Annotated in this window: 13 protein-coding genes; 6 read left to right on the top strand and 7 right to left on the bottom strand. The window is 47.9% G+C overall.

Features of this window, described 5'->3' with window-relative positions; translation table 11 throughout:
• Positions 1 to 153 precede the first annotated feature (153 nt).
• Both cphA (ICU98_RS02595) and cphA (ICU98_RS02590) read left to right on the top strand, forming a co-directional pair.
• Positions 154 to 2,346, top strand: coding sequence for a cyanophycin synthetase (cphA, locus tag ICU98_RS02595; RefSeq protein WP_215352619.1), 2,193 nt, complete (start codon positions 154 to 156; stop codon positions 2,344 to 2,346).
• The gene (gene cphA / locus ICU98_RS02590; protein WP_215352618.1) at positions 2,347 to 4,917 is read left to right on the top strand and encodes a cyanophycin synthetase; all 2,571 of its coding nucleotides are present in this window, start codon (positions 2,347 to 2,349) and stop codon (positions 4,915 to 4,917) included.
• Here cphA (ICU98_RS02590) and ICU98_RS02585 read toward each other — a convergent pair.
• A complete protein-coding gene (locus ICU98_RS02585) occupies positions 4,908 to 5,900 on the bottom strand; it encodes a class 1 fructose-bisphosphatase (RefSeq protein ID WP_215352617.1) in 993 nt (330 codons plus the stop codon). The genes cphA (ICU98_RS02590) and ICU98_RS02585 overlap by 10 nt on opposite strands.
• A gap of 150 nt (positions 5,901 to 6,050) precedes the next feature.
• Between ICU98_RS02585 and ICU98_RS02580 the strand changes: the two genes are divergently transcribed.
• Entirely contained in the window at positions 6,051 to 6,254 is a 204-nt protein-coding gene (locus ICU98_RS02580; RefSeq protein ID WP_215352616.1) for a type II toxin-antitoxin system VapB family antitoxin, read from the top strand.
• Positions 6,255 to 6,256: 2 nt separating this feature from the next.
• Positions 6,257 to 6,640 (top strand): type II toxin-antitoxin system VapC family toxin, encoded by a 384-nt coding sequence (locus tag ICU98_RS02575; protein WP_215352615.1) that lies wholly within the window; start codon positions 6,257 to 6,259, stop codon positions 6,638 to 6,640.
• A gap of 3 nt (positions 6,641 to 6,643) precedes the next feature.
• On the opposite strand, the gene pepN is transcribed toward ICU98_RS02575, so the two are convergent.
• The 5 genes from pepN to ICU98_RS02550 all read right to left on the bottom strand — a co-directional run bounded on the left by pepN (position 6,644) and on the right by ICU98_RS02550 (position 13,485).
• Positions 6,644 to 9,253 carry an aminopeptidase N gene (pepN, locus tag ICU98_RS02570; RefSeq protein ID WP_215352614.1) on the bottom strand — a complete coding sequence of 870 codons (2,610 nt, stop codon included), beginning with the start codon at positions 9,251 to 9,253 and terminating at the stop codon, positions 6,644 to 6,646.
• Positions 9,254 to 9,296: 43 nt separating this feature from the next.
• A complete protein-coding gene (locus ICU98_RS02565; protein WP_215352613.1) occupies positions 9,297 to 9,872 on the bottom strand; it encodes a TMEM165/GDT1 family protein in 576 nt (191 codons plus the stop codon).
• A 113-nt stretch (positions 9,873 to 9,985) separates the two neighbouring features.
• Positions 9,986 to 11,104, bottom strand: coding sequence for an alanine dehydrogenase (ald, locus tag ICU98_RS02560; RefSeq protein ID WP_215352612.1), 1,119 nt, complete (start codon positions 11,102 to 11,104; stop codon positions 9,986 to 9,988).
• A gap of 11 nt (positions 11,105 to 11,115) precedes the next feature.
• A complete protein-coding gene (locus ICU98_RS02555; RefSeq protein ID WP_215352611.1) occupies positions 11,116 to 12,498 on the bottom strand; it encodes an amino acid permease in 1,383 nt (460 codons plus the stop codon).
• 243 nt (positions 12,499 to 12,741) lie between these two features.
• Entirely contained in the window at positions 12,742 to 13,485 is a 744-nt protein-coding gene (locus tag ICU98_RS02550) for a ThiF family adenylyltransferase (protein WP_215352610.1), read from the bottom strand.
• A 22-nt stretch (positions 13,486 to 13,507) separates the two neighbouring features.
• On the opposite strand from ICU98_RS02550, the gene pdxH reads away from it, so the two are divergent.
• A complete protein-coding gene (pdxH, locus tag ICU98_RS02545; RefSeq protein ID WP_215352609.1) occupies positions 13,508 to 14,143 on the top strand; it encodes a pyridoxamine 5'-phosphate oxidase in 636 nt (211 codons plus the stop codon).
• Here the strand turns inward: pdxH and msrA are convergent.
• Positions 14,140 to 14,712, bottom strand: a complete 573-nt coding sequence (msrA, locus tag ICU98_RS02540) for a peptide-methionine (S)-S-oxide reductase MsrA (RefSeq protein ID WP_215352608.1) — start codon at positions 14,710 to 14,712, stop codon at positions 14,140 to 14,142. The genes pdxH and msrA overlap by 4 nt on opposite strands.
• Before the next feature lie 48 nt (positions 14,713 to 14,760).
• Between msrA and ICU98_RS02535 the strand changes: the two genes are divergently transcribed.
• Entirely contained in the window at positions 14,761 to 16,152 is a 1,392-nt protein-coding gene (locus ICU98_RS02535; protein WP_215352607.1) for an aldehyde dehydrogenase family protein, read from the top strand.
• Positions 16,153 to 16,180 lie beyond the last annotated feature (28 nt).

The raw sequence follows: 16,180 nt of genomic DNA, 5'->3' as shown, positions 1-16,180 counted from the left end.
GGCAATTGTCAACTTTAGAGAGCCTAAAGCCGTTAAATTAGGCAACTAAGCCGTTTTGTGTATTTTTGCTGATTTTGTGGATTTAATTAAAACTAGAAACAGGAAGACAGTCGGACTAGGCTAAGCCTCTCAAGCCCAGCTCCATACCCCACGATGCCCCAATTACTTGATAAATCCATTGAGATTCTGAGCGTTAAGCATCTCAAAGGTCCCAATATGTGGACCTACCACCCCGTTATTGAGGTTTGGATCGATATTGGAGATTTAGAGGACTATCCCTCAAATCTCATTCCCGGCTTTTATGATCGCCTCGTTAAAGCTCTGCCTAGTCTGCAAGAGCATCGCTGTAGCTATGGCGAACCGGGTGGTTTTCTCAAAAGGGTAGAAGAAGGCACCTGGCCCGGCCATATTTTGGAACACCTGACCCTAGAACTGCAAAACCTCGCAGGCATTCCTGGGGGCTTTGGCAAGGCACGTGATGGTGATCGTCGCAGCGTCTACAAAGTGATCGTCAGTGCAATCAATGAAGAAGTGACGCTCACTACCCTGAAATATGCCCGTGATTTGTACTTGGCCTTAGCGCAAGACACCAAAGATCCCGTTGCTGAAGTCAAAACCATTATTCAAAATCTTCGCGAGCTCGGCGATGATCTATTGTTGGGCCCCAGCACAGCGTGTATCGTCAACGCAGCAGAAGAGCGTGGCATTCCATCGATTCGTTTGTCCTCGGGAAATCTAGTACAACTTGGTTATGGAGCAAAGCAACGTCGTATCTGGACAGCTGAGACCGATCAAACCAGCGCCATTGCCGAAACGATTTCTCGTGATAAAGACTTAACCAAGAGTTTGCTTGCCAGTGCTGGTGTTCCCACCCCCGAAGGTAGAACCGTGACCAGCCCCGATGACGCCTGGGAAGCTGCTGAAGATATCGGCCTGCCTGTAGTTGTTAAACCGATTGATGGCAATCATGGTCGCGGTGTTTTCATTAACCTTTATACCCAAGCTGAGATTGAAGCGGCCTATGCAGTCGCTATCAACGAAGGTAGCGAAGTGCTGGTTGAGAAACACATCATCGGCGATGAGCATCGCTTACTCGTGGTTGGCAATCAGGTGGTTGCTGCTGCCAAAGGCGAAACTGTCTGGATTACTGGTGATAACAAACACACGGTCAAGGAATTGATTGAACTTCAAATCAATTCGGATCCCCGTCGCGGGACTGCCGAAGAGTGTCCTCTGAATCCTGTTCGAATAGACTCTGCCGTTGAACTCGAGTTAGCCCGTCAACAGCTCACAGGCAATAGCATTCCTCACCTTGACCAAAAGGTGCTGATACAAAGTAATGGCAATGTCGCATTTGATGTCACTGATCAAGTCCATCCAGATGTAGCGAGCCAAGTTGCCTTAGCTGCTCGCGTTGTTGGCCTAGAAATTGCAGGAGTCGACTTGGTTGCTCAGGACATCAGCAAACCCCTAGCAGAACAAGGTGCTGCGATTGTCGAGGTCAATGCTGGCCCAGGCCTATTAATGCATCTGAAACCTGCTAGCGGAAGTCCTCAGCCTGTTGGCAAAGCTATTACAGACCATCTCTTCCCTCCTGGTGCGAACTTCCGCATTCCTTTAGTTGGCATCACCGGCGAAAAAGGCAAAACCTCTGTAGCAGAAATGATTGCCTATTTCTTACGACTAACCAATGTCAATGTGGGCTTGGCTTGTAGCAAAGGTTTGTATTTTGGTAATCGCGCTGTACAAAGAACGGATTCAGCGAATTGGGAAGATGCGAGAAGAACATTATTGAATCGTGCGGTCGAAGCCGCCGTGATAGAAAATAATGCGCTCTCTATGTTGATAGAGGGATTGGCTTATGACCGCTGTCAGGTCGGCGTGGTTCTTAACCTCAACCCCAAGGCTAACTTTCCACAATATGCGATCTATGATGAGGACCAAGTCTTCAGCATTACGCGCACGCAAGTGGATGTTGTTTTGCCAACTGGAGTTGCGGTCCTGAATGCAGACGATGCGTGGGTTGCGAAGATGGCAGAGCTATCCGATGGTGAAGTGATTTTCTTTACCCAGGATCACAACTCCGCATTGGTCAATATTCACCTCGAGAATGGTGGGCGTGCAGTCATCGTTGGCCAACAGCAGATCGCTCTAAAATGGGGGCTGAAGGATCAAAAGAATATTCCTGTGCCACCACCCTCTCCTGTTGCTATCGATCCCCAGTGGCATTCACTGAATTTAGGTGCTGCTATTGCAGCCGCCTGGGGTTTAGGCATCCCTTTTAACGTCATCGAGGCCGGTACAGAAACTTTTGTACCTGATGCGCTTCACCCAATCGAGGCTTAATTGGAAATCACTCGCATCCGTATTCTGCGTGGCCCCAACTTATGGTCACGTCACACCGCCTTAGAGGCAGTCGTTTCTTGCGAACCTGCAGAGCGCTCCATTGATCTCATTCCTCAATTTGAATCCAAGATTCGCTCTCGCTTTCCACAATTGGGCAATATGCGCAGGGGCGGTAAAAGCGAGGTGCTCTCTTTAGCTCATGTCTTAGAGTACGCTGCATTGGGTCTTCAATCCCAGGCGGGTTGTCCTGTAACTTTTAGCAGAACAGTCCAAACGATCGAAGCGGATGTTTATCAAGTGGTTGTCGAGTACACCGAAGAGTTGGTTGCCCGCATGGCTTTCGACTTCGCTTTTGCTTTAGTGCAAGCCACTCTCAATGATGGACCTTTTGATCTGACTGCAGCCCTTGCCGAGCTAGAGGCACTCTACGAAGATGTCCGTCTCGGCCCCAGCACAGGCTCAATCGTCGATGCTGCAATCCAACGCAATATCCCCTACCGTCGCATGACGGAAGGCAGTATGGTGCAGTTTGGCTGGGGTAGCAAACAGAAGCGTATTCAAGCTGCCGAGACCAGCGATACCAGCGCCATTGCTGAAGCGATTGCACAAGATAAAGAGCTCACTAAAAACTTATTGGCAGCTGCTGGTGTTTCTGTTCCGATTGGTGATGTTGTTACTACAGCAGATGATGCCTGGCGCGTAGCTCAAAAAATTGGTGGCCCGGTCGTCCTGAAGCCCAAAGATGGCAACCAAGGTAAGGGTGTTGTTGCCAACATTCAAACTGAAGCAGAAATTCGTGCTGGCTTTATGGTTACCCAAGCCTTTGGTGATGAAACGATTGTGGAGCGTTATCTCCCAGGGCAAGACTATCGTCTCTTGGTGGTTGGCAACCGACTCGCTGCCGCTGCAAGACGCGAGCCCGCCCAAGTGGTTGGCGATGGCAGCCATACCGTTGCCCAATTGGTTGAGATAGAAAATCAAAATCCGCTGCGTGGTGATGGCCATGCTACTGCCCTTACCAAAATTCGGTTTGATGATATTGCTTTAGCGCACTTAGCCAGCTCTAATCTCACGCCGGGATATATCCCCAAAAAAGGAGAACGGGTACTCTTACGCAATAACGCCAATCTGAGCACTGGTGGAACTGCAACTGATGTTACTGACGATGTTCACCCCGATGTTGCTGCTAGCGCGATTGCTGCTGCACAAATGATTGGTCTCGATATTGCGGGTGTAGATATCCTGTGCGAAGAAATTTATAAGCCCTTGGAAGCTCAAGGTGGCGGCATTGTTGAAGTCAATGCTGCACCAGGACTCAGGATGCACCTCAAGCCCTCTTACGGAAAAAGTCGCCCCGTTGGTGAATACATTATTGATACGATGTTCCCCCAAGGTGAAGACGGTCGCATTCCAGTAGTTGCTGTAACGGGCACTAATGGCAAAACGACGACGGTTCGTCTGATTGCCCACCTCCTCAGTGAAACCGGTCTGCGCGTGGGCATGACCACGACTGATGGTGTCTATGTCAATCATCGCTTAATTGATTCTGGCGACTGTAGCGGACCCAAGAGCGCCCGCAATGTTCTCATGCATCCTGACGTTGATGCTGCTGTTTTAGAAACTGCACGTGGCGGTATGTTGCGCGAAGGTCTGGGATTTGACTGCTGTGAAGTCGCAGTCGTTACGAATATCGGTGAAGGCGACCACCTTGGTTTGAACTTTATTTCGAGTGTAGAAGACTTGGCTATTTTGAAGCGCGTTGTGGTTCAAAATGTGGCCGCCACTGGTGCAGCGGTCCTGAATGCTGCGGATCCCATCGTCGCCAAAATGGGAGATATCTGTAAGGGACGTGTCGTGTTCTTTGCTCAAAATCAACATCATCCCGTGATCGCTGCGCACCGCGCCAAGAACAAAAAAGTGATCTTTTGTGATGGCACCTACATCGTGGCCACCAAAGGGTCAAAAGTGATTTATCGCTTCCCTGTTAGTGAAATTCCGCTGACTCAAAATGGAGTGCTGGGTTTTCAGATTGAAAACGCCATGGCTGCTATTGGTGCTGCTTGGGTGCTTGGTTTGGATGCCGAGAAGATTGCTCGAGGCCTCAATAGCTTTGAGAGTTCAGCCAACGCGGTGCCTGGTCGCTTTAATCAATTCCAGCATCGTGGCGCTACCGTGATTGCAGACTATGGTCACAATCCCGATGCTATGCGTGCTTTAGCTAGTGCCATCGAGGCGATGATGCCCAAGAAGAGCCATGTGGTCATTAGCGGTGCAGGCGATCGACGCGATGAAGATATTCGCGACCTCACCCGCATCTTGGGAAACCATTTTGATAATGTGATCCTCTACGAAGACCAATGTCAGCGCGGACGTGCTGATGGTGAAGTGATGAAGTTATTGCAAGATGGCTTGTCAGGTGCCAAGAAAGCCAAGCAAGTCAAAGAGATTTACGGCGAGTTCTTGGCCATCGATACTGCGCTGAATGATTTAGAGCCAGGTGATATTTGCTTGATCCTCATCGACCAAGTAGAAGAATCCCTCGCCTATCTAAAAGAAAAAGTTCAGGCGTGATAGCTCTGTAGTTTTTCAACTTCTTCTTTAGAACCGAGCATCACAGATACCCGCTCATGCAAGTCTTGAGGCTGGATATCCATAATCACTTGCGTTCCATTGCTTGATGCTCCACCTGCCTGCTCAACTAAAAAGCTCATCGGATTAGCCTCATACATCAAACGCAACTTACCGGGCTTATTGGGCTCTCGTTGATCCCATGGATACATAAAGACACCGCCGCGCGATAAGACACGATGGACATCAGCCACCATTGAGGCGATCCAGCGCATATTAAAGTCTTTCTGCCGCGCACCCGTAACGCCATCGAGGCATTCCTGAACATAACGCTGCACAGGCTGAGCCCAATGACGCATATTGGACATATTGATAGCAAATTCTTTCGTGGAGTGGGCAATCTCGACGCTATCCTTGATTAGGACAAACTGACCAATCGTTTTATCCAAAGTAAACATCACCACCCCATCACCCAAAGTAAGCGCCATGGTGGTTTGCGGGCCATAAACAACATAACCTGCGGCAGCTTGATGACGGCCAGATAACAAGAAATCGCTGTTTTGTAATGGTGCCGTTGGATTCTGTTTATGCAAGATTGAGAAAATAGTGCCGATCGATACATTGACATCAATATTGGACGAACCATCCAAAGGATCAAAGAGCAACAAGTAATCGCCCGTTCCTTGAACAGGCATCGGTAATTCCATTTCTTCAGAAGCAAGACCAGCCAGAGCCTTGCACTCCTGAACACCTTCAATCAATAAGTCATTGGCGATGACGTCTAACTTTTGCTGGACCTCACCCTGCACATTGCCAGTCCCTGCTGAGCCCAGCAAACCAATTAAAGCGCCTTGTGCAACCTCATGACTGAGTGTGTTACAGGTATTGGCGACAGCCATCAAGAGCTCTTGTAACCCAGAAGGAATAGAGTTGCCTTTTGGCTTAGCGGTTTTGAGGTACTGCTCTAAATGAATATGGGTGCTCAAAAGAAAATTCTCCGAAATAAAGCAAATTGATTTATGTGCTCTATTTTGCCCTTTTCTGGATTAGGAAACTCAGTTTTTAGGAAAATGCGCCACGATTGATTGATGCTAAATTTGATGCTAATATACATCAAATTTGATGAGGATGAAAACATGCGCACCACCGTAACCATTGATGATGCCCTTTATCAAAGGGCCCTAGAGCTGGCCGACCCTAGCATTGATAAATCGGATCTATTTCGAGAGGCTTTACAGGTATTCGTCAGGGTTCAGGTAGCAAAGCGCCTTGCTGCACTAGGGGGTAAAAGTCCTCAAATGAAAGATATTCCTCGTCGAAAACCGGGAGCCGAAAAATAATCATGAGTTTCGTGCTAGCCGATACATCGATATGGATACAACATTTCAGAAAAAATAACCCCTTATTAGAATCATTGCTAATTAATGATCGGGTTATTTGTCACCCATTAGTCATTTTAGAAATTGCTTGTGGCACTCCGCCTAACCCGCGAGCGAAAACTATTGAACAAATGGGATTTTTACGTCAAGCAGCTATCGCTGGAACTGAGGAGATTTTGTATTTCATTGAAGAATACAAACTCTTCGATACGGGTTGTGGGGCAATTGATATCTCTTTACTTGCATCAACCCTGTTATCTGAAAACGCCCAGTTATGGACTCTAGATAAAAAACTGGGGGCACTAGCAACTAAACTCAAAGTTAGTTTTGTGAATAAGTCACATTAGCATTTAGTTACCCAAAGCCTTAGTAATGACCTCTCTCACATCAGATGAGAGGGTATTGCATTGGGCAACCCGCTCTAGTGCGGCATGCATATTGCTGCGATAGGGCTCTGCAAATAAACGCCAACGATCTAGAGCTCTCGCAAGACGGGCTGCCACTTGAGGATTGACGGGATCCAAAGCCAAAATACTTTCTGCCCAGAAGGAATAAGCATTTCCATCAATCTGATGGAAGCTGGCTGGGTTGCTCATGCAAAAAGCATGAAATAGGCTGCGCACTCGGTTTGGGTTATTGAGCTTAAATGCTTCATGCTGTTGCAGATACCGCACCTCATTCAAGGTAGATCCTGCATTTTCCAAAGGTGGGCGCATGGCTTGCAATGCAAACCATTTATCAATAACCAATGGGTCATCTTTAAAACGTTCATAGAAATCTACTAAACAAGTTTTGGCGGCCTTAGCATCATGATTGACTAAACCAGCTAGGGCTGCATAACGATCACTCATATTGTCTGCAAGCTGATATTGATTTACGGCCATGGGAGCCCAGACATTGACATCAGCCTCAAGCAACATATTCAGTGCAAAGTTTTTCAGACCCCGCTTACCCGCTGTGACGCCATCCGACTTGAATGGTCCAGGGGTCTGCATTTGCTGATAAATCGCCGCGAATTCCATTCTGAGCTGGCTTGCGATGGCATGACGAAATGCAGTGCGAGCTCGGTAGATTTTTTGGGGATCGACATCTTGACCTTGCTCATAGAGATAGCTCTCTGCTGGCAAAGTTAATGCAAGCTCTTTAAAAGCCGGGTCTAACTGTGGATCCAGCAGAAGACTTCGATAAGCCTCAATGAGCTTCTGATCGGGCAAACGATTGTCTAGAATCATCTGCATTGCTAATTTTTGTCCAGCCTCCCAGCGATTGAACGCATCGTCGTCATGCGAGAACAATATCAACAAATCATCTTGACTCTGATTAAAGTCCAGTTGAATCGGGGCTGAGAAATTCCGATTAATCGACAGCACTGGACATTGATCAATGTGATCAAAAGTCCAAGATTGTTCAGCTTGTGTTAGCTCTAGCAAGATCTCTGCTGGATTGTCCGTCTCTGTAATCAGGCGCATTTTCAGAGGAATCAAGAAAGGCTTTTTCTCAGGCTGTCCAGGGGTTGGCGCGCAACTTTGAGAAAGGTGTAAGTGGTATTGCTTTTTCTCGGCATCGTATCGCTCTTGAACCCTGACATGCGGCGTACCGGATTGGCTATACCAATTCTTAAACTGACTCAGATCACGCTGATTGGCATCCGCCATTGCAGCCAGGAAATCATCGCAAGTAACTGCTTGGCCATCATGGCGCTGGAAATAGAGATCCATCCCTTTCCGAAAGCCCTCTTTACCAAGCAAGGTCTGATACATCCTGACTACTTCGGCACCCTTCTCGTAAACCGTTACGGTGTAGAAGTTATTGATCTCTTGATATTCATCAGGACGAATTGGGTGAGCCATTGGGCCGGCATCTTCCGGAAACTGCACTTGGCGCAATAAACGGACATCCTCAATCCGCTTAACCGCTCTTCCAGATTCGCTACCCATTTGATCAGCAGAAAATTCTTGATCGCGGAAGACCGTCAATCCCTCTTTAAGAGAAAGCTGGAACCAATCACGACAAGTAACGCGATTACCAGTCCAATTATGGAAATACTCATGAGCAACTACGCTCTCGATGTTGGCAAAGTCAACATCTGTTGCTGTCTCAGGCTGAGCAAGAACAAATTTGGTGTTGAAAATATTGAGGCCTTTATTCTCCATCGCACCCATATTGAAATCACTCACCGCCACAATCATGAAGCGTTCGAGATCTAACTCCAAACCAAAACGTTTTTCATCCCAATGAATGGCTGCAACAAGAGAGTCCATCGCATGTCGCGTTTTTGGAAGATCATGGGGCTCTACCCAGATCTGCAATAACTTCTTCGCGCCACTGCTGGTGGTAATCGTTTCTTCAATACATTCCAACTTACCTGCAACCAGCGCAAATAAATAGGATGGCTTTGGAAAGGGGTCTTCCCAGGTTGCGCTATGCCAACCATTTGGGAGTTTTTCTTGAGCAATGAGATTGCCGTTAGCCAACAGGACTGGGCACTCAGCTTCTCGCGCCCTCAGTACCACCTTATAACGCGCCATCACATCGGGACGGTCTAAGAAATAGGTAATCTTTCGAAAACCCTCTGCTTCACACTGAGTAAAGAAATTCCCATTCGACACATACAAGCCCATTAAGCTAGTATTTTTCTCTGGGCAGAAAACAGAAATAATCTCAATGATGAAGGCTTTTTTACCGCCCTCTGGTAAAGAATGAATTGTCAGTGTTGCAGGGGTCAGCTCAAAATGTTTATGCGCCTCACCATCAATGCGCAAGCTCACGAATTCCAGCTCCTGACCCTGAAGCACAAGGGGCATTCCAGCTTTATGTGAGGCGCCAGGTAAGACCTCGATACGGCTTTTAACGATGGTTCGCGCCGGATCTAATGCAATATCCAGCTCAACATGACGAAAAGTGTAATTTGGGGGCTGGTATTCCAGCCGGCGAAAGCTTTGGGGTAGATCCGTTTTCATTTGACTATTTTAGTCGTCCGGCAAGAATCTGCAGGGCGCTAGCTTATGACCAAATCAGAGTAATGAGGCCTATGGCGATAAAAACAACTGCAGCAATCGCATGAACCCACTTTAAGGGGACGCGTTGGGTAAATTTCTGCCCAATCCATACTGCCGGAGCATTAGCCAACATCATGCCCAAGGTAGTTCCTGCTGTGACTGAAAGTACGTCGTTATAGCGGGCACCGAGTGCGATCGTAGCAATTTGAGTCTTATCCCCCATCTCGGCCAAGAAGAAGAGCATCATTGTCAGCAAGAAGACGGCTAAAGCACCGTGCACCTTTTTGGATTGATTCTCATCTTCCAGCTGATCAGGCACCAATAGCCAAGCGCCAATCACAATAAAACTTGCGCCCAAAATCCAGCGCAAGATCTCAGGATGGATAAAGCTTGCCAAGAGCTGACCTAAAAAAGCAGCTCCAGCATGATTCACCAAAGTGGCTATTAGGATGCCACCAATAATGGGCCAGGCCTGCTTGGGATAACGAACCGCCAACATGAGTGATAGCAGTTGGGTTTTATCGCCCATTTCCGCTAAAGCAACGACACCAGCAGACAGGGAGATTACAGAAAAATCCATCAGATTGAATGCCTTTTGAGATAAGTGTCCATCTTATAGGAAGTCTCCAAGCGATTGAATGAGAGTGGGTAGTGGCCCGATCGGCGCCACACCCACTCCGCGCAGAGCAAGGCTTAGGCTGCTATTAGCTCCTCGGCTGGCACAAAGTCCAGCTTTTGGGCTGCAGCCACTGGCTCTGAAGTCAGCACTCCGCGATGCACACTTAAACCATGACGTAGGTACTGATCTTTCCTCAAGGCCTCAATCACTCCCCGCTTGGCAAGGGCTTCAACAAAAGGATATGTGGCATTGGTGAGCGCAAAGGTAGAAGTTCTTGCGACTGCACCCGGCATATTGGCTACGCAATAATGAATGACACCGTCGATCTCATAGGTAGGGTCAGCATGCGTCGTTGGTTTCGAAGTTTCAAAGCAGCCACCCTGATCAATCGCCACATCCACTACGACTGCACCTGCTTTCATTTTCCGAATCATGTCGCGGTTAACGAGTTTAGGAGCAGCAGCGCCCGGGAGCAAGACTGCGCCAATCACAGCATCCGCCTCATGAACTTCTTGCGCTACCAACAGCGAATCTGAGTACAGTGTTTTGACTCGGTTACCAAAGATTGCGTCGATTTGCCTTAGGCGCTCAAGATCTCGATCAAAAATACTCACATTGGCACCCAGGCCGACTGCCATCTGCAAAGCATTGCGGCCGACAACGCCAGCACCCAAGATCACGACCTTTGCAGCCGCGACGCCCGGTACGCCTGCCATCAAGACCCCCAAACCGCCGTTGGTTTTTTCGAGATGAGATGCTGCCGCCTGAATGGACATCCGCCCTGCAACTTCGCTCATGGGAGCTAAGAGCGGCAATGCGCCACAACGCGATGTCACTGTCTCGTAGGCAATGCAAGTGGCGCCAGAATCAATTAAGGCCTGAGTTTGCTTGGGATCTGGTGCTAAATGTAAATACGTAAATAGAATTTGATCTTCGCGCAACATTGCACACTCTTGCGCCTGTGGCTCTTTTACTTTGACAATCATTTCTGATTTTCCATAAACCTCAGCCGCACTATTGACCAAGGTGGCGCCCGCGATTCGATAAGACTCATCGGTTAAACCAATTTGCGCTCCAGCTCCCCGTTGCAATAAAACTGAATGCCCTTGCTTACAGAGTCCGCTCACATTACCTGGGGTAAGACCAACCCGAAACTCATTATTTTTTACTTCCTGAGGTACGCCAATAATCATATCAATCTCCTTTATTTAGATATGGAATTCGACTTCGTTTTGCGATGTAAGCCAGCGATATAAAACATCGCCAGATAGACCGCTAATAGACAAGGTCCTAAGATCAAAGCGACCCTGGCATCCTCATGAAAGCCCATGAGCACTACAACCAAGACAATGAATGCCAAGGCAAACCACGAGGAATAAGGCCACCACGGTGCGCGATACGATAGTTCAGCAACCTGGGCTTTCGTCAGTGAGCGACGGAACTGAATTTGCGTCAACAAAATCGCAATCCAAACCATCAAGCCCACAAAAGTGACCGCAGCCATGATGTAGTGAAATGCTTTATCGGGTACAAAATAATTCAGTACCACACCAGTCAAACACACTGCGACTGTCGCAGCGACGGCTCTTGCAGGGACCCCATACTTTGATAAGCAGGCAAAGGATGCGGGGGCATAGCCGTTAATCGACAAGGAATATAAAAGTCTTCCGCCACTAAAAAGACCGGCGTTACAAGATGAGAGTGCGGCTGTGATGACGACAAAATTAATTAAGCCAGCTGCCTCACGCAAACCAATCCGCTCAAACATCACCACGAAGGGACTGCCTTGCTGTCCAATCTGATTCCAGGGAAAGATGGCGAGGATGACCAGAATCGCACCCATGTAAAAAATCAAGATACGCCAGGCTAGAGAATCAATCGCCATTGGTATAGTCTTCTGAGGGTTCTCGGCCTCACCTGCAGACAGGCCAATCATCTCAATTCCGACATAGGCAAATAAGACCATTTGCAACGAGAGGAGCATGCCAGAAATGCCATTCGGAAAAAATCCACCATGACTCCACAAATTACCTAAACCAATCGGCTGCCAGCCATTCGTAAAGCCAAAAAAGATCACGGCCCCACCCAAACCAATCATGGCAACAATTGCAACGACTTTGATCAAAGCAAACCAGAACTCAAACTCTCCAAATACTTTGACGGCAATCAAATTGATCAAGCCCATCATCAAAATAGCCGATAAAGCCCAAATCCACTGAGGCGTTTCGGGGAACCAGATACCCATGTAAATACCGACTGCCGTGACTTCTGCTATACCGACCACAATCCAGTAGGTCCAATATCCCCAACCCACCATATACCCTGCTACAGGACCAACATAGGTATTGGCATAAGCTGCAAATGAACCGGCGACAGGCTGATGGACTGCCATTTCACCAAGGGTGCGCAGGACAATAAACGCAACGATGCCCGCTAATAGATAACCCAAGAGAATAGATGGGCCAGCCAATTGAATTGCACTCGCTGACCCTAGAAATAAACCTACACCGATCGTTGAGCCTAAAGCCATCAAGCGAATGTGTCGAACTTTGAGATGGCGCTTTAAGCCAGTGTGTTCAGTCTGCAAAAGAGACCTCCTTTCGATTTGTCATTGGCGATTTGCCAACCGAGCAAAGTCTAGGGAGGAGACTGCGAAAGCACTAGAGGTAAAAAATAACTAAAGTGCTAGAAGTATTAAGAGTGAATCATTAAATGGATGAATTACTCATCAGAGCAAACTGAGCTTGCATTAAATTAATTAGGGATGACAACAGAATCCGTAATTTCTGACAGGGAAAGCCCTAGTGCTTTCTGAGATAAAACTGTCTCTTTACGATTTTTTAGCAGCAATCAGATTCAGAATTTCTGCAGCTGCCGTTAAACCTGCAGCGGCAGTAACCATCACAGTAGAGCCATAGCCTGAGCAGGCCAGACCTCCCGAGGCACCACCGGCACGAGGTTCGTGGGAAAACACCGCACGGATATGCATCTTCTTCTTGAGATCTCTTGAGAATCCGTGATCTGTTCTGAGTCCAAATCTAACTTTCGCCAACAAAGCATCTTGCTCGGTTTTAGAAAGATCACTGCAACGCACTGATGTGGGATCTACCTTGCCACCAGCAGCACCACACATGACCAAGTCACGCGTATTTTTTACTGACCATACTGCTAACGCAATTTTCGTTGGGACTGAGTCTGTTGCATCCAATACGAAAGCATCGGCAGGAATCAAGCGCTCTAAATTATCTGACTCTAAGAATTCATCGCATACTGTTAATTCAATCTCGGGATTGATTTGTAGAATTCGTTCTGACATTGCGAGCACTTTGGACTTGCCATAGTTCGCTTCTAAAGCATGAATTTGGCGATTGGTATTGCTTTCTGAAATATGATCAAAATCCACCAGAACCAAATGCCCAATCCCAGTTCTAGCCAATGCTTCCGCCGCCCAAGACCCCACCCCTCCTAGACCAGCGACAACGACGGTTGCCTTCAGAAAGCGTTCGCGCAGCTCTTCCCCATACAGTCGGGCTACCCCACCAAACCGACGATCATCTAAGTTGTCTTCTGCCATAGCTTCTCTTTATACTGAATAAATGAACTCGATTGCTGAACTGCGCAAAAACTACACCTTGGGCCAACTCTCTGAGACTCAAGTTCCCGTCAATCCGCTGGAACTATTTCACTTGTGGTTCGACCAAGCAGTCAAAGCCAATTGTCCTGAACCGAATTCCATGGCACTGGCAACCGCAGATCAGTCCGGCAATCCTTCAGTTCGTATTGTCCTATTAAAGGGCGCGAACGATCACGGCTTCACCTTCTTTACTAACTACGATAGTCAAAAGGGTAAAGAGTTGGCTGGACGACCTGAAGCTGCCCTATTGTTTCACTGGCATGAATTAGAACGTCAGGTTCGCATTAAAGGTAGCGTCACCAAAGTCGATGCTGCTGAGAGCGATCAGTACTTTCACTCTCGGCCTCCTGCATCTCGCATTGGGGCATGGGCCTCACCACAAAGCGCCGAAATCCCGAGTCGAGAATTTCTAGAAGAGGCCGAAAAGCAATTCTTGAGTGAGCATGGTGACAACCCACCGCGCCCAGCCCATTGGGGCGGGTATCGTCTGAACCCTTCTGAAATTGAATTTTGGCAAGGGCGTCCCTCGCGCCTGCATGATCGCATCCGCTATCAACGACAAGATCAGACTTGGCGTATTAGCCGACTTGCGCCTTAGGAGAATTGGGGCGCTATGAGCGCTTTGAACTTTGCCCTAAATTTAGCTAATTTAGGCGCGACTACTGCCATGCAATAGCCTTGACCTGGATGTTGATTGAAATAATCTTGGTGATAGTCCTCTGCTGGATAAATCACTGGGGCAGGAAGGATTTCCGTCACTACCGGACCGGAGTAGATCGCAGCCTCATCTAGCTCCGCAACAATCTCTACAGCAATACGATTTTGTTCAGCTCCATGGGTAAAGATGACTGAGCGATATTGGGTACCGTGATCATTGCCCTGATAGTTCAGCGTCGTTGGGTCATGAATCACAAAGAAGATCTCCAAAAGATCTCGATAAGAAACCTGCAGAGGATCAAAGTAGACATCGACGATTTCAGCATGGCCGGTAGTGCCTGAACAAACTGCCTCATAGGTGGGGTTAGGATTAGGCCCACCCGCGTAACCAGAAACGACATGGTCTACACCTCGTACTTGCTGATAAACCGCCTCCAAGCACCAGAAACAGCCACCCCCTAAGATTGCCCGCTCTAGTTTTGCCCTGTTTTGATTCAGAATATCGTTCATAGCTTTATCCTACTGCTTTATTCCATTATTTGCAGAGTTCAATAGCCAATGAATCGCTTTACCCTCCAGCTCGAAGAAATCAAAACAGCCTACGCTGCAGAACCCAATCCCAGTTTGGAGATTCGTTTAGAGCGAATTCGCAAAATTGAGGAGATGATTGCAGCTAATGAGGACAAGATCTGCAAGGTGCTTGAGGCGGACTTTGGCTTCAGACACCCGATGGAAACCCGTTTAGCTGAATTTGGCATGATTTATCAAGCTTGCAAGTACACCCGCAAGCATCTTAAAGAGTGGATGAAACCAAGCCAAGTCGAGGTACCAGGATTTTTAGGCTCATCACAGGCCTGGATTGAAAATCAGTCTATTGGTGTGGTTGGCATTCTGAGCCCATGGAATTATCCGATTCAACTAGCCCTGCTGCCCGCCATCGCGGCCATCGCTGCGGGCAATCGGGTCTGGCTTAAGACCTCAGAACGTAGCTCACGGACCTCGGGTTTCTTGGCAGGACTCATTCAAGAATATTTTCATCCTACCGAATTTTGTGCCACCACTGGCGGCCCCGATGTCGCTGAGATTTTTGCTTCACTCCCTTTTGATCACTTATTCTTTACTGGCTCAGAAGTGATTGCCAAAAAAGTCATGCGTGCTGCTTCAGAAAACCTGACACCAGTAACGCTAGAGCTTGGCGGTAAATCCCCAGCAGTGATTGATCCATCAGCCAAACTTGCGGATGCTGCTGCCAGCGTTGTTTACGGCAAGTTGATGAATGCAGGTCAAACTTGTATTGCTCCTGACTATGTGTTGTTACAACAAGATCAACTAGATCCATTTGTTGCAGAGCTTAAGCAAGCTGCTCAAAAGCAATATTCTGGCGATACTCCATTAACCGGCCCAATCGATGCAGAACAATTAGCCCGTTGGCAATTCTTAGTTCAAGATGCTGCCAATCGCGGTGCCCAAGTGATTCCTTTGTTATCGAATGAAATAGATCTGCGCTTCATGCCAGTCGCATTACTCAATGTCAGCAAAGATGCGCAAGTCATGCAAGAAGAAATCTTTGGGCCTATTCTGCCGCTCGTCGTGATTGACGATATCAATAGTGCAATTGCTTATGTCAATCACAAACCCAACCCTTTAGCCCTGTATTGGTTTGGACGCGATCGTCAAAATCAAGCGCGCTGGATCAATGAAACGCGCTCTGGTGGAGTGACCATCAACGATACACTCTTACACGCTGCACTCGAGACACTACCTTTCGGTGGTATCGGTGCCAGTGGCATGGGTGCCTATCGAGGTAAAACCGGCTTTGATGCATTGAGTCATCAAAAATCGGTTTTAGAAGTTCACAGTGTTTTAGGGATCAAGATGTTCAAAGGCACGAATATGGCGCGCCCTCCCTATGGCAAGAAAACCGAGCTTTTACTGCGTTTAATGAAATAAGTCGGGGAAACCCTTGTATTAACGCCCC

It is taken from the genome of Polynucleobacter sp. MWH-P3-07-1, assembly GCF_018687555.1.
Taxonomy (GTDB): Bacteria; Pseudomonadota; Gammaproteobacteria; order Burkholderiales; family Burkholderiaceae; genus Polynucleobacter.
The sequence above is the reverse complement of the archived record's forward strand: the minus strand, read 5'-3'. Positions and strand labels throughout refer to the sequence as shown.